Raw genomic sequence first — 19,974 nt, forward strand, 5'->3', positions numbered from 1 at the left:
GAAAAAACATGCGGGAAATCCCTAAATCCACCCAGGGTTCAGCAGGCGTATCTTCCGACGGAGGGGACGGCGGATACAACGCCGGCATCGCCGTCTTCAGCTACATAATTGGCGGAATCATCGTCTGGAGTTTGATAGGGTGGGGTCTGGATTATCTGTGGGGAACCCGCTGGATTGTGCTCGCAGGCGCTCTGCTTGGAGCTGCGGGAGGGTTCTATCTTTCTCATATGCACGGCCTCACCAGTAACAGAACGTCAACTGGTGAAGACAGTGCAGCCAGCGGCCCGTCCAAGGACGAGGAACAGTAATGCCTAACAATTTCACAAGGGGAAGGGCGGACACGATGATCGCCGGACCCTCACCAACGCCCAATGATGGACACTGCAGAGAGGAAACGCGTTGATCGCGCTTGCGCTCCCGGCCCAAGATTCAGGAGAGTTCAATCCTCCTGGAATTGAAGAAATGCACCTGCCGGCAATCCTGCCGTGGGGTGCGGCAGACGGATTCTCCAAGCAGATGCTGCTGGTAATCCTGTCGGTCGTCATTATCGCTACATTCTTTCTGCTAGCTGCGCGGAAGCAGCAGCTTGTTCCCGGCAAACTGCAGTTTGCGGGTGAGGCCGCCTACGGCTTCGTCCGCAACAGCATCGCCAAGGACATCATTGGCGGCAAGGACTTCATGAAGTACGTCCCGCTGTTGTTCAGCCTCTTCTTCTTCATCCTGGTGAACAACATCTACGGCGCCATCCCGCTCATCCAGCTTCCGAGCTTCTCCCATGTCGGCGGCGCCTACGTGCTGGCGGCCATCGTCTACCTGACCTGGATCGCCATTGGCGTGAAGAAGAACGGGATCAAGTACTTCAAGCTGGCCACCGTTCCCACGGGCGTGCCGGTCTATATTCTCCCGATCGTTATCCCGATCGAGATCATCTCCAACTTCCTGGTCCGCCCTGTCACGCACAGCCTCCGTCTGTTCGCCACCATGCTGGCCGGACACCTGATCGTGATGATTGCCGGATCCGGCATCGAGTACCTCGTCATGCAGGAAAACGTCCTCCTCAAGGGCACCTCCGTACTGGTGCTCGTCGGCGCTATCGCCATGTACATGCTGGAAGCGCTGATCATGGCGCTGCAGGCTTACGTCTTCACGCTGCTGACTGCCATCTACATTGAAGGCGCACTGCACGCGGACAGCCACTAGGCACCCACATACTTCCCCTTCGCGGGGATGAAGCAACCCAAACAACCTGCCACACGGGTGGCATCTTGAAAGGAAGAAAAATGGAAGGCTCCATCAACGGCTCCCTCAACCTCATCGGCTACGGCCTCTCCGCTATTGGCGGTGGTATCGGTGTGGGTCTCGTGTTCGCGGCTTACATCAATGGTGTGGCACGTCAGCCGGAAGCCCAGCGCGTCCTGCAGCCGATCGCATTCCTCGGCCTCGCGCTGACTGAAGCACTCGCCATCCTCGGCCTGGTCTTCGCTTTCGTTCTCTCCTAATCGTTAGAACCTAGCGAACATCCAGAACCGAGTAGATAAGGACGGGTGAAATATGAATCAGACGATCATCTCAGCCGCCACCGAAGGCACTAATCCGCTCGTTCCCAACCCTTGGGAAATGGGCGTAGTCCTGGCCGGCTTTGCTGTCCTCTTTTACATCGTGGTCAAGTTCGTTGTCCCGATGTTCGAGAAGACGTTCGCAGAGCGTGCCGAGGCTATTGAAGGTGGCATTGCCAAGGCCGAAAAGGCCCAGGCAGAGGCTTCTGCTGCACTCGAAGAGTACAAGCAGCAGCTCACCGACGCCCGTGCAGAAGCCAACCGCATCCGCGAGGAAGCCCGTGCAGAAGGCGCCCAGATCCTGGCGGACCTGAAGGAAAAGGCAGCCGCAGAGTCTGCCCGCATCACCGCCCACGCCCACGCGCAGATCGAGTCCGAGCGTCAGGCGGCCGTTGTGTCCCTGCGCGCCGAAGTCGGCACGCTGGCCACCACCCTGGCAAGCCGCATCGTCGGCGAGTCACTGAGCGACGATGCACGTGCAGCCCGTGTGGTTGACCGTTTCCTGGCAGATCTGGAGAACCAGAACGCAGGTGCAGCTAAGTAATGGCAGGTGTATCGAGCGAATCGCTGACCGCGGCGCTGGTTGCGTTGGAAGCCAAGCTTCCCTTCGCTTCGCTGCAGTTGGCAAAGGAACTCTTCGGAATCCTGGGAACAGTGGACAGCTCGGCCGGCTTGCGCCGTGCCCTGACTGACCCGTCCCGCAGCGGCGACGAAAAGTCGGCACTGGTCAAGCAGCTCTTCGGTGGGAAAGTCTCCACCGACGCTGCGGAAATTGCGAGCGGACTGGCCGGTTCACGCTGGGCGTCGGCTCGGGATATCGGCGATGCACTCGAGACTCTTGCCGCTTCGGTGGTAATTGCCGTTGCTGAGAACAAGTCGGCCGTCTCTGCCTCAGGAATCACCGGACTGGAAACGCTGGAGAACGATCTGTTCGCCTTCAACCACGCCGTTGATTCCAGCCACGAGGTACAGCGTGCTCTGTCCGAGCCGCAGGCGAGCCCGGCTGCCAAGATTGCCCTCGCCGAAAAGCTCGTTCCCAATGCGAGCGAGGAAGCGAAAGTCCTTATCGGACAGGCAGTTTCGCATCCCCGTGGCCTCAAGGCGACCAGCCTTGTGCGTCGGTTCGCGGAACTTGCAGCCAAGCGCCAGCAGCGCTGGATCGCAACGGTCAGCGTCACCCGTCCGCTGACGGAGATGCAGACCAGCCGGCTGCAGGCGGGGCTCAACGCCCTGTACGGGCGCGAGCTCAAGATCAACATGAACGTTGACCCGGCACTGATCGGTGGCATCCGGATCCAGGTTGGTGACGAAGTGGTTGACGCTTCGCTGCTTACCCGCCTGGGCCAGCTCCAGCGTCAGCTTGCCGGCTAGCCGGACAAGCACAACTTAACTGATAGAAACCCCGGTCATCGTGACAACGATGATCACGAAAACAGGAGAGCAGGGACTGCAGATGGCCGAATTGACCATCAACGCCGACGACGTCCGTATTGCGTTGAACGAGTTCGCGGCGTCCTACGAACCCGGAAACGCAGAGCGCGTAGAGGTCGGCCGTGTGACCACCGCAGGTGACGGCATCGCCCGTGTTGAGGGCCTTCCCTCGGTCATGGCGAACGAGTTGCTTCGTTTCGAAGACGGCACGCTGGGCCTGGCCCAGAACCTCGACGTCCGCGAAATCGGTGTCATCGTCCTCGGTGACTTCACCGGAATCGAAGAAGGCCAGGAAGTCCACCGCACGGGTCAGGTTCTGTCCGTGCCGGTTGGCGACGCCTTCCTCGGCCGCGTGGTTGACCCGCTGGGCCAGCCGATCGACGACCTCGGCGAAATCAAGGCTGAAACCACCCGTGCACTGGAACTCCAGGCGCCCGGCGTGACCCAGCGTAAGTCGGTTCACGAACCGATGCAGACCGGTCTGAAGGCTATCGACGCCATGATCCCGATCGGCCGCGGCCAGCGTCAGCTGATCATTGGCGACCGCCAGACCGGCAAGTCGGCAATCGCCATCGACACCATCATCAACCAGAAGGCCAACTGGGCTTCCGGAGATGTCACCAAGCAGGTGCGCTGCATCTACGTGGCCATCGGCCAGAAGGCGTCCACCATCGCGGCTGTTCGCCAGACGCTCGAGGACAACGGCGCACTGGAATACACCACCATCGTGGCTTCCCCGGCGTCCGACCCCGCAGGCTTCAAGTACCTGGCTCCTTACGCCGGTTCGGCTATCGGCCAGCACTGGATGTATGGCGGCAAGCACGTCCTCATCGTGTTTGATGACCTCTCCAAGCAGGCTGAGGCCTACCGTGCAGTTTCACTGCTCCTCCGCCGCCCGCCGGGACGCGAAGCCTACCCGGGCGACGTCTTCTACTTGCACTCCCGTCTGCTGGAGCGTTGTGCCAAGCTCTCCGACGAGCTGGGCGCAGGCTCGATGACCGGCCTGCCGCTCATCGAGACCAAGGCAAACGACGTCTCCGCTTACATCCCGACCAACGTGATCTCCATTACCGATGGCCAGATCTTCCTGCAGTCGGACCTCTTCAACGCCAACCAGCGTCCCGCCGTCGACGTGGGTGTCTCCGTTTCCCGCGTGGGTGGTGCAGCGCAGGTGAAGTCCATGAAGAAGGTCTCCGGTACTTTGAAGCTGGAATTGGCCCAGTACCGCGACATGCAGGCGTTCGCAATGTTCGCGTCGGACCTCGATGCCGCATCGCGCCAGCAGCTGACCCGTGGTGCACGCCTGATGGAACTGCTCAAGCAGGGCCAGTACTCGCCGTTCCCGGTCGAGAACCAGGTTGTGTCCATCTGGGCCGGTACCAACGGCTACCTGGACGACGTTCCGGTTGAGGACATCAGCCGCTTCGAGACCGAGTTCCTGGAGCACCTCAAGCACAAGTCCTCCATCCTGACGACGCTGGCACAGACCAACGTCATGGACGATGACACCGCTGAAGCACTGAAGACCTCGATCGTGGCCTTCAAGAAGGGCTTCTTCGGCGAGGGCGACAACCTCCTGGTTGGTGCGGGGCATGAGGAATACGCCCCCATCGACGAGGCGCAGGTCGACCAGGAAAAAATCGTCAAGCAGAAGCGCTAGTTTCGCTGGCAGGGACTGCCGGGACCCGGAAGGGTTCCGGCAGTCCCGGCCATCGGGATCTTAGGAAAGGATAAGTATGGGAGCCCAGATTCGGGTCTACCGCCAGAAGATCAGCTCGACGACGTCGATGCGCAAGATCTTCAAGGCGATGGAACTGATCGCTACCTCGCGCATCGGCAAGGCCCGCGCACGCGTAGCGGCTTCACTGCCTTACGCAAACGCAATCACGCGTGCCGTTTCTGCTGTCGCAAGCCAGAGTGAAATCGACCACCCGCTGGTCACCGAGCCCGAGCAGATCCGCCGTGCCGCCGTCCTGGTCATCACTTCGGACCGTGGCCTCGCAGGTTCCTACTCGGCAAGTGTGCTCAAGCAGGCGGAAGGCCTCACCGAGCTGCTCCGTGAGGAAGGCAAAGAAGTCAAGACGTACGTTGTCGGCCGCAAGGCGCAGGCGTACTTCGACTTCCGCAACCGTCCCTACGCACAGGTATGGACCGGGAACACCGATTCACCGGTGTTTGCGACCGCTCAGGAAATCGGCGCAGCGCTGCTCGAGGATTTTGCCACCGCCTACGAAGAGGGAGGCGTGGACGAGATCCACGTTGTCTACACCCGCTTCAAGTCCATGGTGACGCAGGAACCGACGGTCATCCGCCTGCTTCCCCTCGAGGTCGTCGAAGAGCAGGCCGCGTCCGAATCGGACCTCCTGCCGCTCTACGAATTCGAGCCGGAAACGGAGCAGGTGCTCGATGCTCTGCTGCCGCGCTACATCGAATCACGTATCTTCGCCGCCATGTTGCAGGCAGCAGCTTCCGAGCTCGCAGCCCGTCAGCGGGCGATGAAGTCTGCCGGCGACAACGCCACGGACCTCATCAAGAAGTACACGCGTCTGCGCAACACTGCCCGCCAGGCTGAAATTACGCAGGAGCTTTCCGAAATCGTGGCCGGTGCCGACGCCTTGAACGCGTCCTAGCCAGCACGGTACCGGATCCAGCTGTACCTGCACCAAAAGATAAACTTAACCCCCACGCCATCTACTGAGTGAAGTGAGAGAGATGACTGCCACCGCTACCGAACACGTAGCCGCAACGTCCGGTGCTACCGGCCGTATTGCACGTGTTATTGGCCCGGTTGTCGACGTCGAATTCCCGGCTGACGCAATCCCCTCGATTTACAACGCACTCACCACGGAGATTACTCTCAACGGTGAGACCAAGACCATCACGTTCGAGGTTGCCCTCCACCTGGGCGACAACCTCATTCGCGCCATCTCCCTGCAGGCTACCGACGGACTCGTCCGCGGCACCAACGTTGTGGACACCGGCTCGCCCATCACCGTGCCCGTCGGCGACGGCGTCAAGGGTCACATCTTCAACGTCCTCGGCAAGCCGCTTGATGTTGACGAGTCCGAGATCCAGGCGTCGGATCACTGGGCTATCCACCGCAAGGCTCCCGCCTTCGCGACCCTCGAAGGCTCCACCGAGATGCTGGAAACCGGCATCAAGGTGATCGACCTCCTCACCCCGTACATCAAGGGTGGAAAGATCGGCCTCTTCGGCGGTGCAGGTGTCGGCAAGACCGTGCTGATCCAGGAAATGATCACCCGTGTTGCCCGCAACTTCGGCGGCACCTCGGTGTTCGCCGGCGTCGGTGAGCGTACCCGTGAAGGTAACGACCTCTGGGTTGAAATGGAAGAGGCAGGCGTCCTCAAGGACACCGCCCTTGTATTCGGCCAGATGGACGAGCCGCCGGGAACGCGTCTGCGCGTGGCGCTGTCCGCACTGACCATGGCGGAGTACTTCCGCGATGTGCAGAACCAGGACGTGCTGCTCTTCATTGACAACATCTTCCGCTTCACGCAGGCAGGTTCCGAGGTTTCCACCCTCCTCGGCCGCATGCCGTCCGCCGTGGGTTACCAGCCGAACCTTGCCGACGAGATGGGTCTCCTCCAGGAGCGCATCACGTCCACCAAGGGCCACTCCATCACCTCGATGCAGGCCATCTACGTTCCCGCGGATGACTACACCGACCCGGCACCGGCCACCACGTTCGCACACCTCGACGCGACCACGGAACTTTCCCGTGAAATCGCATCCCGTGGTCTGTACCCGGCTGTGGACCCGCTGACGTCGACCTCCCGTATCCTGGACCCCCAGTACATCGGCAAGGACCACTACAACACGGCTGTCCGTGTGAAGCAGATCCTGCAGAAGAACAAGGAACTCCAGGACATCATCGCCATCCTCGGTGTCGATGAACTGTCTGAAGAGGACAAGATCGTCGTGTCGCGTGCACGCCGCATCCAGCAGTTCCTCTCCCAGAACACCTACACCGCCAAGCAGTTCACCGGCGTCGAAGGCTCCACGGTTTCCATCAAGGACACGGTGGAAGGCTTCACCGCCATCTGCGACGGCGAGCTCGACCACGTTGCAGAGCAGGCGTTCTTCAACGTCGGCGGCCTGGATGACGTTGAGCGCCAGTGGGCCAAGATCCAGGAACAGACCAAGTAATATGGCTGAGCTTGAGGTTGAGATTGTCGCAGCGGATCACTTCGTGTGGTCCGGAGCGGCCAAGATGGTCAAGGCCCGCACCAGCGATGGTGAAATCGGAATCCTGCCCGGCCACTCGCCCCTGCTGGCGATTCTGGCCGAGGGTGAACTGGCCATTGAGCCGGTTTCCGGTGAACGCATTGCTGTAGTTGTCGACGGAGGATTCTTCTCCGTTGACAACAACAGGGTGGTCATTGTCGCTGACAACGCCCAAATGGGTGAAGCAGCTACTGCGGGGATCCGCTAGCACGACCTTGATGAACGATCCTGGTTTTCCGTTCATCGCATTGGCAACTGTCTTTGCGTTGCTGATTTTTGCACTGTGCCTGTCCGGGGTACGCCGCTTTAACCTGCGGCGTGCCCTGGGCACAGTGGACGCCTCCATTTGCACGGCTGGAAAAAGCTGGCAGATGGGGGTTTGTCGTTATCAGGACAACGACCTTGAGTGGTTCAAGCTGCTCTCGCTCAGTGTCCGCCCCAAATACACCTTCCGGCGCAGTTCGCTGGAGCTCGTGGGACGCCGCCAGCCCACTGAAGCGGAACTCGTGAAGGTCCAGCCCGACTCGGTCATCGTGGAACTTCACTACGAGGGCCAGGACGTCCTGCTGGCCATGAAGTTCGATGCCTACACAGGACTGTCCTCGTGGCTGGAAGCCGGGCCGGTCATCGGTGTGGGCACCTGGCGCTAACGCCGGTGGATCTTGTCGCTGACGTCCATTTGACTGATGGACCCGTACTGTGGATTGCCTGGGGCGCCGGTGCCGCCGGGTTTGGCTGGTTGCTGTGGGCCCGCGGACGCCGCTGGCTCCTGAGCGCTGGTGCTGCCCTCCTGCTGGCCGCCGGCGTTGTGGCCGGGGTGCACTGGCTGCTGATCTACACTTTTTCGACTCTGCCCGAAAGTCTCCCGCGCGAAGTGCTCGCGTGGTTTGTGGCGATGGTCTTCGCCCTCTTCCTCGGCCTGCTCCGACTGTGGAACCTTCGACGGTCTTCGCTGCCGGTGGCCTCCCCTCCGGCGCCCGGCCGGCCGGCCTGGCGGGGGAGGACCGCCGCCGTGGCGTCGATCCTCGGAGTCCTGTTGCTGGGTGCCGTCCAGATCAACGCCTACTTCGGCCTCAACCACACGGTCAGCGATCTCATGGGCACCGCAGTAGCCAGGATCCAGCCGCTCGAAGCCGGTTTGGAACGCCAGCCCGGGGCCGCCGCCCCTACCGCCCTGGCCGCCTGGCGACCGCCGGAGGGAATGCCCGCCGACGGCGTGGTGCGGAAGGCGGAAATCCCGGGCACTGTTTCGGGTTTCAGCAGCCGTGAGGCGTACGTCTACCTTCCGCCCGCCTACCAGGCCGTGCCCCGCCCCGCGCTGCCTGTCCTTGTCCTCTTTTCCGGACAGCCCGGAGGGCCGGCCGACTGGCTCACAGGAGGGGCCCTGCGCAGCCGGATGGACCGCTTTGCAGCGGACCACGACGGCGTGGCGCCGGTTGTCGTGGTGGTGGATCCCAACGGAACTGCGTCGGCCAATACTCTGTGCATGGACAGCCGCATTGCCAAGGCAGACACATTTCTTGCCCGGGATGTACCGCGCTGGATCGGGCAGACCCTGGACGTCGACGCAGATCACCGTCAGTGGGCTGCCGGCGGGTTTTCCTTTGGTGCCACCTGCGCGCTGCAGATGGGTACCCGCCATCCCGACATCTATGCCTCGGTCCTTGCGTTCTCGAGCGAACGGGAACCGGCGCTGGCCAAGGAGCGGCAGAAGACGATTGATGCGTCGTTCGGCGGCGATGTTGCTGCCTTTGACGAGCAGACTCCCTTGAACATCATGCTCAAAGGGCGGTTTGAGGGTCATTCAGTCTATTTCGCCGCCGGTGCGCGGGATCCGGAATTCCTTGCCTACATGGATGAGCTATCCGCAGCGGCCCGGCGGGCAGGCTTCTCCGTTCAGGCGCAGCCTGTGGCGAACACCGGACATTCATGGGAGGCCGCGTCCAAGGCCCTTCCCGCTGCCCTGGATTTCATGGCATCAAGGTGGGGAATCGTGCCATGAGCGAGCGGCGTAAGGCTCTTCAGGTGATCGGCAGGAGGGGCGCCGTACGGGATGGCGGCGTCAGGTGGGCTGACGTTGCGCGCCGGACGCTGCGCCGCGTGCAGGAGCATTTCAAGGCCGTGCCGTTCACCCTTGCTGTCCTTGGCCTGTTCCTTGGCACGGGTGCGGTAACCAACAGCTTCCTGTCCGGGCCTCCGGAAGCACTTCTTGAGGTGGCCTCGGTGCACGCGACCGCCCTGAAGGACGGGCAGTGGTGGTCCATGTTTACATCGCTCTTCTTCGCCACGAACCCGGCGGCGTACCTCACGGCCGGAGCGATGATCCTGCTGTTCCTGGGGTTGGCCGAGCGCAGGCTGGGCACGGTGCGGACCGCGGCGTTCTTCTTCGGCGGCCAGTTTGCGGCCGTCTCGCTTTTTCTGCTGTTCACCCAGCTCGCCCGGTTCGCCGGGGACGGATGGCTGGGCCTCATGGTGGACGCACGGCTCATTGGCCCCTACGCTGCCGTGCTGGCTGCCGTGCTGGGGGCCAGCGGCCTGGCCCCCACGCTGTGGCAACGGCGGCTTCGTACGGGCATAGTGTCAGCGTCCCTGCTCCTGGTCCTCTACGTGGGGCATCCTGAGACGGTCGTCGGGTTCCTGGGTGCCCTGGCAGGGCTGGCTGCCGGGTGGTGGATCCAGAGCGACCAGGGAACCCTCCACCGGCACCGCTCCACCGGTCGCGAGACGCGCAACCTGCTGTCGCTGATCGTGGGAATTTTCGCTGTCGGCCCCATCCTGACGGCCGCCGTGCGCAGCCCCACCGGACCGTTGGCGCTGCTGCGGGACGTAGTCCTGAACCCGCTACCCACCCTGAGCCAGCTGGAGCAGAACTGCGGCGGCACTGTGGACGTGAGCTGCCTGGAAATCGGGCGGACGGGGTTTGCCGGACCGCTGGGCCTTGCGCTGGCCGTGGTGCCCGTGCTGCTGCTGCTGATCTGCGCGGACGGCCTGCGGCGCGGCCGCAGGCTTGCCTGGCGGATCACCATCGGAGTCCAGCTGGCCGTCACTGCCTTGTCTGCCGTGTACCTCACGCTGTTTGCCCGGATACCCCATTACCCGTCACGGCCGCACACAGCTGTCATGGGCTCAGGATTCGTCCACGTGCTCCCGCTCGTGGCTGTTCCCTTGCTCCTTATGGCGTTGTTGTGGATCAACCGGCGCCAGTTCCGTGTGGAAACGTCGACAAGAGGACGGCGCACCCTGACCCGGGTACTGGCAGGAACCTGGCTTGCACTCGCCGGTACCTACACCATCGCCTGGCTTGGAGCGGGCGGAATGGACCGGGACGGCGGACTGTCCGGGCTGGCAGCCGAGCTGGCACGGCAATATCTTCCGGTTCCCATCCCCAGCCTCTACAACCGGGTCTTCCAGGACCGGCAGTCGGTGGAGGCCTTCCTGTTCGCCTATTCCGGCATTGTGTTCTGGGCGGTTGCACTGGCGGGCGTTTGGGTGGTGCTTCTGGGGAGGAACCACGGTGCCGGCGCGGGTGTTGGGGAGAGGGATGTGGCCCGCCGGCTGGTGCGCCGTGGCGGCGACTCCCTGTCCTGGATGGCGCTCTGGGAACCGAACAAATACTGGTTCACACCCGCCGGGGACGCAGGTGTGGCCTATCAGCAGCATGGCAGTGTTGCCCTGACGCTGGGCGGGCCCTTCGGCGACCCGGCACTGCGGGAGGAAGCCGCCGCCGGGTTCATCCAGTACTGCGCCGAGCATGCGCTGGTTCCGTGCTTCTATTCCTGCACGGACGAGCTGTGGCCCATGCTGCGCTCCCGGGCGTACAGCAGGGTGGCCGTGGCGCAGGAGACGCGGTTGGCCGTCAGGGAGCTCGAATTCAAAGGCAAAGAGTGGCAGAACGTCCGCACCGCACTGAACCGTGCGCGAAAGACCGGCGTCACGGCCGTCTGGGGACGTTACAGCGGGTTTCCTGCCGCGCTGCGCGCCCAGCTGCTTGAGGTATCCGAGGAATGGGCTGCGCAGAAATCCGTTCCGGAGATGGGATTTACGCTCGGAGGCATGGACGAATTGATGGATGACGACGTGCTGTGCTGCGTCGCGGTTGGCCCTGACGGCCTGGTGCATGGCGTCACCAGCTGGCTACCGGTATTCGAGCAGGGACGCGTGGTCAGCTGGACGCTCGATTTCATGCGCCGGCGGGAGGACGGATTACCCGGAGTCATGGAGTTCCTGATCGCCTCCGCAGTGCTTGAGCTGCGAAATTCGGTTGAAGTTATTTCCCTCTCCGGCTCACCCTTGGCCAAGGAGCCCGGCGAAGAGTCTGTGTCCGGCGCACCACGGGATACTACGGACCAGGAAACCGGCCGGGACACGGACCAGGAGCCGGACAGGGGGAGGGGGCGGGAGCCCGAAGCCCTTACTGCGATCCTTGATGTGGTGGGGCGGGCACTCGAGCCGGTGTATGGATTCCGTTCCCTGGCCACTTTCAAATCCCGGTTCAAACCTGATTACCGCACGCTTTACCTCTACTACCAGGACCCGCTGCAACTGCCCGCGATCGGCCGGGCCCTGAGCCGGGCCTATCTGCCGGGCCTTTCGGTCCGCCAGAGCGCCCGGCTCCTGAGGACGATGGTCCGCTAATTCCACAACGCCGGTTGAAGTTTATGGGCATCATGATTTCAGATTCAGAAAACATTTGTGACAAGCAACAATGCGGCGATCGGGGCCAACGTAAATTACCCAAAAAAATGATCCCCGGCACTAATGCCGGGGATCATCAATTCGTAGGACGCCGCCAACAGGCGGCATTCCGACGAGGGACTAGACCAGAGTTACACCGGTAGCCTGGGGGCCCTTGGCGCCCTGACCGATCTCGAACTGAACTCGCTGGTTCTCGTCGAGGGTCTTGAATCCGCCGGTCTGGATCTCGGAGTAGTGAACGAAGACATCACCATCGGAGTCATCCGGGGTAATGAAGCCGAAGCCCTTTTCAGCGTTGAACCACTTGACGGTTCCCTGTGCCATTTATTTCTCCTCATTGTGGAACTTGCTTAAGCCCGGCACACTTCGTGCCGTACTTGGTCACTCCGCGAGAAGAATCCTGGCTTGCCGCCCGGTGGTACCGGACACTAGCTGACGAAGCTTCGCGCTCGCAACATGTCTTGCGAGCATGAAAAACACCTACACAAAGACTTATATAAGAATTTCACGTGGGGTGCGTCAGGTCAACGGGCAAAAGAGGGAATTCGATAAATTTTGCGTAAAGCCCTCATGAACCGGGCCGTTATGACAGTGTGCGGAGTCAGTGAGCCGTCCGCCGTTTAGAAGAGGCGCGATTCGCTGTCGTCCACGCCGCGCATGGCGTCGTAATCCAGGGTGACGCAGTCAATGCCGCGGTCGTTGGCCAGGACCTTGGCCTGGGGCTTGATCTGCTGCGCGGCGAAGATGCCGCGGACCGGTGCCAGCAGCGGGTCGCGGTTGAGAAGCTCAAGGTAGCGCGTCAGCTGCTCGACGCCGTCAATATCGCCGCGCCTTTTGAGCTCAATGGCCACGGTGGCGCCGTCGGCGTCCCTGGCCAGGATGTCAACCGGACCAATGGCCGTGAAGTACTCGCGCCTGATCAGGGAAAAACCGGTGCCGAGCCGCTCGATCTGGTCAGCCAGCAGCCGCTGCAGGTCAGCCTCGACGCCGTCCTTGATGAGGCCGGGATCCTGTCCCAGTTCATGGGAGGTGTCGTGCAACTGCTCGTGGATGTTGATGATGAGCCGGTCGTCGGTCTTCGCGGACTGGACGGTCCACTGTTCAGTGACGCCGAGCTCCAGGTCCACTTCGTCCGGGGTGGAGACCCGAAGGCTGGCAGGGGGGCTCATCCAGTTCAGCGGCTTGTAGGAGCCGCCGTCGGAGTGCACCAGCACGGAACCGTCCGCCTTGACCAGCAGAAGCCTGGTGGCAAGAGGGAGATGGGCCTTGAGGCGGCCGACATAATCAACAGAACAACGGGCTATGACTAAACGCACCCGATCAACACTACCGTCTGGGCCGGCGGCGGGAACAGCGCAGCGACAGCACAGGCCGCGGGCTGGGGCAGAATGGACTCATGCCGCGTTCCAACCGCCCCCGCCGTGCCGCCTCCGGAAAGCTGGGACAGGCCAGCCGCAAGCACGCCGCCGGCCCTGTGCCGGAGCTGGACCTTGAGCGTGCCCGGTCGGGGATCGCACGGCGGGAAAGCGCCCCCGACGGCGAGTGGATGGTCCGCACCATGACGGCCAAACGTGCCGAAAAGGCCTATATCTGCCCGGGATGCTCAACAGCGGTCCTCCCCGGGGTGGAGCACCTGGTGGTCTGGTCCGAGGACCACCTGTTCGGCGCAGCCGCTGGACTCGCGGAGCGCCGGCACTGGCACTCCAACTGCTGGACGTCACGCACGTACCGCTATCGCTAAGCTGGTAGTCATGACTTTTGACCCGGCGTCGTTCGTATTCAGCCAGCCTTCCGAAGCAACCGCCATCCGGGCTTCAACAGTCCTGCCGGCCCGCCGGGAAAACATCGAATTACGCACCGAGGATGGTCACGTCCTCGTGGGCGAGCTGGCTGTCCCGGAATCGGGCGGGATCAACGCCACGCTGATCACGTTGCATCCCCTCCCCACCCACGGTGGCTTCATGGACTCGCACGTGTACCGCAAGGCCTCCTACCGGCTGCCTGCACTCGCCGGCGTCGCCGTCCTCAGGTTCAACACCAGGGGGACCGGTTCTCCCCGCGGCACCAGCGAGGGCCGGTTCGAGGAGGGCATCGGCGAGCGGCTCGATGTCGAGGCGGCCGTCCGGTTCGCAGCCTCCAGGAACCTGCCCAACCGCTGGCTGGTGGGTTGGTCGTTCGGAACTGAACTGGCGCTGATGTATGGCGCAACGGAGCCGGTGGCATCCCTGGTGGAAGGTGCCGTGCTGCTTTCACCCCCGCTGCACCGTGCCACCGACGTGCACCTGCGGGAGTGGGCAGCCGCAGGCAAGCCCCTGAAGGTGCTGGTTCCCGAGCACGACGACTACCTCCAGCCTGCGGCCGCTGAGGAGCGCTTCAGCCTGGTGCCGCAGGCCGAGGTGGTAGGGGTCGACGGTGCCAAGCACCTGTGGGTGGGGGAGAAGTACGCCGCCCGCGTGCTCAACGAAATCGTGGACGAGGTCACGGCGCGGGGCGCTGGCCCCGACGGCCTGCCACAGGAATGGAACGGGCCCGTGGCCTCGGCAGCGCCGTAAGCCCCGGAAAGCCGTCAGCGGTTTACCCCGGGGCTAGTGCTTGTCCTGGCGGACGATGAAGATTTCCTTCACGAGCAGCATGACCGCGGCAGCGGTGGGAATGGCGATGAGGGCGCCCAGTACGCCGAGGAGGCTGCCGCCGGCGATCACCGAGATAACAGCCACGGCGCCGGGCACCGCCACTGCCTTTTGCATGATGCGGGGGGAGATGAAGTAGGCCTCGAACTGAAGGTAGGCAAAGTAGCAAATGGCGTAGACCACGGCGGTCTGCCATCCCGCGGTCAGGGCGATCAGGGTGACCAACACGCCCGCGATCATCCCGCCGACCAGCGGGATGAACGCCAGCAGTGCCACGACGAACGCCAGCAGTACCGCAAAGGGGACACCGACAATGGACATCACGATGAACGCAAACGTCGCGTTGAGGAGCGCTACGCAGGCCTGGCCAATGACGTAGTTGCCCACGGACCCGGTGATCTCTTCCGAAAGCGCCTCCACCCGGGCGCGGCGGGAACGGGGAGCCAGCCGGTACCCCCACTTCTTCATGGCGGGGAGTGCAGCGAGGAAATAGAGGCTGAGCACGAGGACAATGAGCGTCCCGAAAAGTCCGTTGGCCACCGTGGATCCAAAGCCCACGACGCCGCCGAAGATGCCACCCATGGCATCCGGATTATTGACGAATTTCTCCAGCTCCTGGGTAATGCGTTCCCGCACGCCGAACTGGTCGTCGACACTGCGGAAGAAATCCGAGTCAATGAAGTCCTGGATCCAGCGGGGTGCCTCCTGCACGATCTGGGTCACCTGCTGAACGATGGTGGGGATCAACGTGGCGAAGAAACCGGCGACGGCCGAGACGAGGACGGTGACCGATACAAGGATGCCGACGGGGCGGGGAAGCTTGCGCCCTTCCAGCCAGCGCACCACCGGGTCCAGGCCCAGCGCAATGAAGAGCGCGGTCACAATCCAGAGCAGGAGCTGCGTGGTGTTGGATCCGATCCAATAGACGAGCAAGGCCAGGCCGACGCCTACTGTGCCCATGAATCCCATATATAGGGGATGCTGGGACGACATCCGGGGGCCAGGATGTCCGAAGCGGGTGCTGGATTCTGTCTCGGGAGTGGAGGAGTCCTCGGCGAAGTCTGGCGGCATTTCGAAGCGGAGGCGCGGCTGCGCACCGGGAAGGGGGGTCCGCAGCCTCCGCAGCACTGCCGCGGCCAGGCCGGGCAGCACAGGTTTGCGCTCATGCTGCGAACTGCCCGGGACACTCTCCCGGGCACCGGATCCGGGCGTAGCTTCGTGTCCTGGGGTGGGCGAATCCGTGTGTTCAGTCACTGCGTTTTGAGGCCCTTTACCGTCTGTGGCACCGCTGCTGCGGGACCGTGTGATGATCATCGCAAACACTATCAGCAGGCCCGTCAGCGCCCCGTTTTCCCCGTGGCGCGGCCGGTTGCCCTAGGCTGGGAACCAAGCCCCGATCTGACTCATTGGTAACAAAATGGTTACTATTGAAAGTAAACCCCCGCTGATGATAGGTATCCCTTTGCGTTTCAAGACTGCAGTTGCACTAGTGCTGCTCGGCCTCCTGACACTGCTGGCCGGCGTAGGACAGAAGACCATCTGGGCTCCGGCCGAGACGGTGACAGCCTCGGCTCCTTCCGACGGCACCGCCGCACCACTGACCGTTATCGACCAAAAATTGCGGACCCTTCACGGGGGTACGGTCAAGATCAACGTCAAGGGTGAAGGCAGCTTCATGCTGGCTGCAGGCCGTCCCGACGACGTCGACGCGTGGGTGGGCAAGACCGCCCACAACACGGTCTCCGGAGTCTCCGAAGACAACAAATCGCTCCAGCTGACGCACACGGACGGCGAAGCAGCCGCGCCGTCACCTGCCGGCTCCGATCTCTGGGTTACCACCGAGAACGCCAGCGGTGAACTGAACTACACCTGGAGTGCCCCGGCAGATGGAGAGTGGTCGCTCCTCTTGGCATCTGACGGCACCAAGCCGGCGCCGTCGTCCATCTCCATGACGTTCCCCAATGACACGTCCACTCCGTGGGCCGTGCCGTTGATGGTGCTCGGCGGCCTTTTGATGCTGGCCGGACTGGCGCTGCTGGTCATCAAGCCCAAGGGCGGCCAGCCCGCCGAAGCTGGCGGGGACGACGCCGGCGAATCCCTGAAGGACAAGCTCGTCCGCCGGGCACGCGCATCCCGTCCGGCCGGGAATCCGGCGTCTGGCGCCGCCGCACCCGCTGAGTCACCCGTGGAAAAGCGGCCCGGCACCGCCACCTTCAGCCCGGCGCGCGCCGGCGTGGCGATGGCCGCCCTCGCCGCCACCATGGTGGCCGGAACCGGCGTAGCTGCCCAGGCAGCAACCAGCCCCGCTCCGTCGCCATCGTCAACTGAGTCCGCCGCCGCGGACGCCGCCCCCGACGCGCCGGTGCTGCTGGATGCCCAGTTCCGCCGGATCCTGGAACAGGTTTCCAGTACTGTGGACGCCGGCGACGCCGCCAAGGACGCGGCCAAGCTCAAGCCCCGCGTGGACCGCACGGAGCTTGAGGTGCGCACCCAGAACTATAAGATCCGCTCACAGGTGGGCGCCTACGAGGCCCGTATGCCCGTCCGCGCCACCAAGCTGCTGACCACCGTTGTCACCAGCAAGCGCGCGTGGCCGCGCTCGGTCATGGCCGTCACCCAGGGTGAGGGCAACGTTGTGCCCCAGCTGCTGACCCTCGTGCAGAAATCCCCCCGCGAGAACTACAAGCTGGTGGAAACCACCCCGCTTCAGCCGGGCACCACGTTCCCGGCCATCGGGCGAACCGGAACGGAAACACTTGCCGCTGACGACAAGTCGGGCCTGCTTTACAGCGGCCAGGAAGCACTTGCCGGGCTGGGCGACCGCCTGACTAAGGCAGATTCGACGTTCAAGGACAAGCTCGTGGAGGGCCAGTCCTCGCCGTACATCGCCGACACGCTGGCTTACCAGGCTGATGTGGCCAAGACGGGCGTCAACGGCAACTTCAGCTTCACGCACAAGGTGGTCCCCGAGGACACGGTGGTGTTCCGTACCGCGGATGGTGGCGCCCTGGTGCTGGGCCGGCTGAACTTCGCCTTCGACGGGACGCCCAAGGCTGAGGGGGACAAGCTGGCGATCGGTGACGACGCGGCCGTGCTGGCCGGCGGCAAGGAAACGAGCTCCGGCATGGTGCTCAACTTCGCCGAGTCGGCGGCCGTGTACATCCCGCCGGCCGGATCCAAGGACCCGATGAAGCTCGTTGCCGCCACCCGGGGACTCGTGGGGGCCAGCTTCAAGTAGCCTGCGCTGCGGGTATGACCGGCAGCGGCCGGAGTGGCTAGAGTGGAGGCTATGAGTTCGCCAGCCTCCCGTCCAGTCCCTCCAGCCGCTGCCAGCCAGCTCAACCTGCGCGGCGCCGTCGACCTTTCCAGCCTGAAGCAGCGCACCGCGCCGCCGGGCAGCCAGTCCCCTGCAGGCGGACAGCCGGTCCCCGGCCAGCCGGGGACGCCGGCCCAGGGCGAGGCGGCGGATACCGGTGGTCAGCCGCTCCGCGTGGACGTCACCGAAGGCAACTTCCAGCAACTCGTCGAGTTGTCCGCGCAAGTGCCCGTCGTCTTCGGCCTCTGGGCAAGCTACTCACCCGCGTCGGGCGAACTGATCAACGTCCTTGAAGGCATCATCAACAGCTATGGCGGCCGGCTGGTCCTGGGTGCCGCAGACATCGACGCCTTCCCGCAGCTTGCCCAGGCATTCCAGGTGCAGGCCGTCCCCACCGCCGTGGCGGTGGTGAAGGGACAGCCCGTTCCCCTGTTCCAGGGCGGAGCCGACGAACAGCAGGTGCGCAGCCTGCTGGATGAATTGCTGAAGGTCGCAGCCGCCAACGGCGTCACCGGAAGCCTGGGCGGTGCAGCCGCCGCAGCTGCCGAGGCCGAACCGGCCCCGCTGCCGCCGCTGCACCAGGCCGCCTACGACGCCATCGAAGCAGGAGACTTCGCCGCCGCGGCCGCCGCCTACCGGCAGGCCCTGCTGGAGATGCCCGCGGATGCCGAAGCCAAGGCCGGACTCGCCCAGGTGGAGCTGATGGAGCGGTTGCAGTCCCTGACCGGGCCGGACGGCGAAGCGCTCCGCAAACGCGCCGCCGACGAGCCCGACAACCTGGACGCGCAGCTGGGCGTGGCGGACCTGGACATCGCCGGCGGCCACATCGAGGACGCCCTGGGCCGGATCGTTGGCTTTATCGGCCGGAACTTCGGTCCGGAGCGTGAGACCGCCCGGGTACGGCTGCTCGAGCTCTTCGAAGTGGTGGGTCCGTCGGATGAACGCGTGGCCAAGGCACGGCAGGGATTGGCGCGGGTGCTGTTCTAATGCATTCGGCACTGTTTTCGCCGCTGGAGCTGCGCTCACTGACGCTGCGTCACCGTGGATGGGTGTCGCCCATGTGCCAGTACAGCTGCGGCCCGGACACCGGTGAAGGCGTCCCCCACGACTGGCACCTCATGCATCTGGGGTCCTTCGCCGCCGGGGGAGCGGCCTTGATCCTCACCGAGGCAGCGGCGGTAAATGCGGCAGGCCGGATCAGCCCGCGCGACGCCGGCCTTTACAACGACGAACAGGCCGCCGCATGGGAGCGGATCACGGCGTTTGTGCACCGCTATGGAGCCGCTGACGCGAAGATCGGAACGCAGCTGGCGCATGCGGGCCGCAAAGCCTCGACCTACTGGCCGTTCTCGGGTAACCGCGGCTCAGTCCCGCCGTCGGACGGCGGCTGGGAGACACTGGGGCCCGGCCCGGGCGCCTTCGACGGCTATGCACCACCCGCGGCCATGACGGCGGCAGAGATTGACGGCGTTATCGCAGATTTCGCAGCGGCTGCCGTCAGGGCGGTCGACGCAGGGTTCGACACGATCGAAATCCACGGCGCCCATGGTTACCTGCTTCACCAGTTCCAGAGTCCGCTCATCAATGACAGGACGGACGCCTGGGGTGGCGACGAACCCGGACGCAACCGGCTCACCCTGGCCGTGGTGGACGCGGTCCGGAATGTCATCCCCGATTCGATGCCGCTGCTGCTGCGGATTTCCGCCTCCGACTGGGCCGATGGCGGGATCGACGCCGCCGCCTCCGTCCGGCTGGCCCGCGCCGCCGCGGAACGTGGAGTGGACCTGGTGGACGTTTCCAGCGGCGGCGCCGTGGCGCACCAGCAGATTCCGGCCGGCCCCGGCTACCAGACGGGGTTTGCGGCCCGGATCCGGCGCGAGGCAGGCGTCCGCACCGGCACCGTGGGACTGCTGACTTCCGCCGGGCAGGCGGAACACGCTGTGGCCACGGGACAGGCTGACGGGGTGTTCATTGCCCGCGCCGCACTCCGGGACCCGCACTGGTGGCTGCGCGCCGCCTTTGAGCTCGGCCACGAACTGCCGTGGGTCCCGCAATATGAGCGTGCTGTTCCACGCCACTCGTTCTAGGAAGTAACCCTTTC

20 protein-coding genes are annotated in these 19,974 nt (G+C 63.9%); 17 read left to right on the forward strand and 3 right to left on the reverse strand.

The features are described 5' to 3' along the window. Positions 1-8: 8 nt before the first annotated feature. From ACFVWT_RS04850 to ACFVWT_RS04905, 12 genes are all read left to right on the forward strand, one after another. Positions 9-308, forward strand: coding sequence for a hypothetical protein (locus ACFVWT_RS04850; protein WP_011692453.1), 300 nt, complete (start codon positions 9-11; stop codon positions 306-308). 91 nt (positions 309-399) lie between these two features. After that, on the forward strand, positions 400-1,200 hold the full coding sequence (gene atpB, locus ACFVWT_RS04855; protein ID WP_043482560.1) for a F0F1 ATP synthase subunit A: 801 nt from the start codon (positions 400-402) through the stop codon (positions 1,198-1,200). Between the two features lie 80 nt (positions 1,201-1,280). After that, positions 1,281-1,499: an ATP synthase F0 subunit C gene (atpE, locus tag ACFVWT_RS04860; RefSeq protein WP_011692451.1), complete on the forward strand. Its 219-nt coding sequence runs from the start codon at positions 1,281-1,283 to the stop codon at positions 1,497-1,499. Between the two features lie 52 nt (positions 1,500-1,551). Continuing rightward, positions 1,552-2,100, forward strand: coding sequence for a F0F1 ATP synthase subunit B (locus ACFVWT_RS04865; protein ID WP_011692450.1), 549 nt, complete (start codon positions 1,552-1,554; stop codon positions 2,098-2,100). Continuing rightward, positions 2,100-2,927: a F0F1 ATP synthase subunit delta gene (locus ACFVWT_RS04870; RefSeq protein WP_390245743.1), complete on the forward strand. Its 828-nt coding sequence runs from the start codon at positions 2,100-2,102 to the stop codon at positions 2,925-2,927. The genes ACFVWT_RS04865 and ACFVWT_RS04870 overlap by 1 nt, the downstream gene beginning before the upstream one ends. 82 nt (positions 2,928-3,009) lie before the next feature. Next, on the forward strand, positions 3,010-4,647 hold the full coding sequence (atpA, locus tag ACFVWT_RS04875; RefSeq protein WP_011692448.1) for a F0F1 ATP synthase subunit alpha: 1,638 nt from the start codon (positions 3,010-3,012) through the stop codon (positions 4,645-4,647). A 76-nt stretch (positions 4,648-4,723) separates the two neighbouring features. Then, positions 4,724-5,617, forward strand: coding sequence for a F0F1 ATP synthase subunit gamma (locus ACFVWT_RS04880; protein ID WP_011692447.1), 894 nt, complete (start codon positions 4,724-4,726; stop codon positions 5,615-5,617). A gap of 82 nt (positions 5,618-5,699) precedes the next feature. Beyond that, positions 5,700-7,154: a F0F1 ATP synthase subunit beta gene (gene atpD / locus ACFVWT_RS04885; RefSeq protein ID WP_011692446.1), complete on the forward strand. Its 1,455-nt coding sequence runs from the start codon at positions 5,700-5,702 to the stop codon at positions 7,152-7,154. A 1-nt stretch (position 7,155) separates the two neighbouring features. Then, entirely contained in the window at positions 7,156-7,440 is a 285-nt protein-coding gene (locus ACFVWT_RS04890; RefSeq protein WP_011692445.1) for a F0F1 ATP synthase subunit epsilon, read from the forward strand. Between the two features lie 10 nt (positions 7,441-7,450). Continuing rightward, a complete protein-coding gene (locus tag ACFVWT_RS04895) occupies positions 7,451-7,882 on the forward strand; it encodes a DUF2550 domain-containing protein (RefSeq protein WP_390245746.1) in 432 nt (143 codons plus the stop codon). A gap of 5 nt (positions 7,883-7,887) precedes the next feature. Beyond that, the gene (locus tag ACFVWT_RS04900) at positions 7,888-9,234 is read left to right on the forward strand and encodes an alpha/beta hydrolase (protein WP_390245748.1); all 1,347 of its coding nucleotides are present in this window, start codon (positions 7,888-7,890) and stop codon (positions 9,232-9,234) included. After that, on the forward strand, positions 9,231-11,867 hold the full coding sequence (locus ACFVWT_RS04905; RefSeq protein WP_390245750.1) for a phosphatidylglycerol lysyltransferase domain-containing protein: 2,637 nt from the start codon (positions 9,231-9,233) through the stop codon (positions 11,865-11,867). Before ACFVWT_RS04900 ends, ACFVWT_RS04905 begins: the two co-directional genes overlap by 4 nt. 180 nt (positions 11,868-12,047) lie before the next feature. Here ACFVWT_RS04905 and ACFVWT_RS04910 read toward each other — a convergent pair whose 3' ends face one another. Together ACFVWT_RS04910 and nucS are read right to left on the reverse strand one after the other, a co-directional pair. Then, on the reverse strand, positions 12,048-12,251 hold the full coding sequence (locus ACFVWT_RS04910) for a cold-shock protein (protein ID WP_011692441.1): 204 nt from the start codon (positions 12,249-12,251) through the stop codon (positions 12,048-12,050). A gap of 296 nt (positions 12,252-12,547) precedes the next feature. Then, a complete protein-coding gene (gene nucS / locus ACFVWT_RS04915; RefSeq protein ID WP_011692440.1) occupies positions 12,548-13,243 on the reverse strand; it encodes an endonuclease NucS in 696 nt (231 codons plus the stop codon). 80 nt (positions 13,244-13,323) lie between these two features. On the opposite strand from nucS, the gene ACFVWT_RS04920 reads away from it, so the two are divergent. Together ACFVWT_RS04920 and ACFVWT_RS04925 are read left to right on the forward strand one after the other, a co-directional pair. Further along, positions 13,324-13,668, forward strand: coding sequence for an ATP/GTP-binding protein (locus ACFVWT_RS04920; protein WP_390245752.1), 345 nt, complete (start codon positions 13,324-13,326; stop codon positions 13,666-13,668). Between the two features lie 10 nt (positions 13,669-13,678). After that, positions 13,679-14,479, forward strand: a complete 801-nt coding sequence (locus tag ACFVWT_RS04925) for an alpha/beta hydrolase (RefSeq protein ID WP_390245754.1) — start codon at positions 13,679-13,681, stop codon at positions 14,477-14,479. A 33-nt stretch (positions 14,480-14,512) separates the two neighbouring features. Here the strand turns inward: ACFVWT_RS04925 and ACFVWT_RS04930 are convergent, their stop codons facing one another. Then, complete coding sequence (locus ACFVWT_RS04930) at positions 14,513-15,709, reverse strand: AI-2E family transporter (RefSeq protein WP_390247072.1); 1,197 nt, start codon at positions 15,707-15,709, stop codon at positions 14,513-14,515. Positions 15,710-16,004: 295 nt separating this feature from the next. Here ACFVWT_RS04930 and ACFVWT_RS04935 point away from each other — a divergent pair, with 295 nt between their 5' ends. From ACFVWT_RS04935 to ACFVWT_RS04945, 3 genes are read left to right on the forward strand one after another with little or no spacing between them, the layout of a single operon-like run. Beyond that, positions 16,005-17,795, forward strand: a complete 1,791-nt coding sequence (locus ACFVWT_RS04935; protein WP_390245756.1) for a hypothetical protein — start codon at positions 16,005-16,007, stop codon at positions 17,793-17,795. 51 nt (positions 17,796-17,846) lie between these two features. Then, positions 17,847-18,860, forward strand: a complete 1,014-nt coding sequence (locus tag ACFVWT_RS04940) for a co-chaperone YbbN (RefSeq protein ID WP_390245758.1) — start codon at positions 17,847-17,849, stop codon at positions 18,858-18,860. Further along, on the forward strand, positions 18,860-19,960 hold the full coding sequence (locus ACFVWT_RS04945; RefSeq protein ID WP_390245760.1) for an NADH:flavin oxidoreductase/NADH oxidase: 1,101 nt from the start codon (positions 18,860-18,862) through the stop codon (positions 19,958-19,960). The genes ACFVWT_RS04940 and ACFVWT_RS04945 overlap by 1 nt, the downstream gene beginning before the upstream one ends. Positions 19,961-19,974: the final 14 nt, after the last annotated feature.

Origin of the sequence: Arthrobacter sp. NPDC058288, assembly GCF_042880995.1 — a bacterium.
In the GTDB taxonomy this organism is placed as follows: domain Bacteria; phylum Actinomycetota; class Actinomycetes; order Actinomycetales; family Micrococcaceae; genus Arthrobacter.

What these genes read in the sequence shown, in the direction of transcription:
- ACFVWT_RS04890 (WP_011692445.1), top strand. Translation starts at nt 7,156, where the DNA reads ATGGCTGAGCTTGAGGTTGAGATTGTCGCAGCGGATCACTTCGTGTGG.
- atpD (WP_011692446.1), top strand. Translation starts at nt 5,700, where the DNA reads ATGACTGCCACCGCTACCGAACACGTAGCCGCAACGTCCGGTGCTACC.
- ACFVWT_RS04940 (WP_390245758.1), top strand. Translation starts at nt 17,847, where the DNA reads ATGAGTTCGCCAGCCTCCCGTCCAGTCCCTCCAGCCGCTGCCAGCCAG.
- ACFVWT_RS04910 (WP_011692441.1), bottom strand. Translation starts at nt 12,251, where the DNA reads ATGGCACAGGGAACCGTCAAGTGGTTCAACGCTGAAAAGGGCTTCGGC.
- ACFVWT_RS04870 (WP_390245743.1), top strand. Translation starts at nt 2,100, where the DNA reads ATGGCAGGTGTATCGAGCGAATCGCTGACCGCGGCGCTGGTTGCGTTG.
- atpA (WP_011692448.1), top strand. Translation starts at nt 3,010, where the DNA reads ATGGCCGAATTGACCATCAACGCCGACGACGTCCGTATTGCGTTGAAC.
- ACFVWT_RS04895 (WP_390245746.1), top strand. Translation starts at nt 7,451, where the DNA reads ATGAACGATCCTGGTTTTCCGTTCATCGCATTGGCAACTGTCTTTGCG.
- ACFVWT_RS04865 (WP_011692450.1), top strand. Translation starts at nt 1,552, where the DNA reads ATGAATCAGACGATCATCTCAGCCGCCACCGAAGGCACTAATCCGCTC.
- ACFVWT_RS04880 (WP_011692447.1), top strand. Translation starts at nt 4,724, where the DNA reads ATGGGAGCCCAGATTCGGGTCTACCGCCAGAAGATCAGCTCGACGACG.
- ACFVWT_RS04850 (WP_011692453.1), top strand. Translation starts at nt 9, where the DNA reads ATGCGGGAAATCCCTAAATCCACCCAGGGTTCAGCAGGCGTATCTTCC.
- ACFVWT_RS04925 (WP_390245754.1), top strand. Translation starts at nt 13,679, where the DNA reads ATGACTTTTGACCCGGCGTCGTTCGTATTCAGCCAGCCTTCCGAAGCA.
- atpE (WP_011692451.1), top strand. Translation starts at nt 1,281, where the DNA reads ATGGAAGGCTCCATCAACGGCTCCCTCAACCTCATCGGCTACGGCCTC.
- ACFVWT_RS04920 (WP_390245752.1), top strand. Translation starts at nt 13,324, where the DNA reads ATGCCGCGTTCCAACCGCCCCCGCCGTGCCGCCTCCGGAAAGCTGGGA.
- ACFVWT_RS04945 (WP_390245760.1), top strand. Translation starts at nt 18,860, where the DNA reads ATGCATTCGGCACTGTTTTCGCCGCTGGAGCTGCGCTCACTGACGCTG.
- ACFVWT_RS04935 (WP_390245756.1), top strand. Translation starts at nt 16,005, where the DNA reads ATGATAGGTATCCCTTTGCGTTTCAAGACTGCAGTTGCACTAGTGCTG.
- ACFVWT_RS04905 (WP_390245750.1), top strand. Translation starts at nt 9,231, where the DNA reads ATGAGCGAGCGGCGTAAGGCTCTTCAGGTGATCGGCAGGAGGGGCGCC.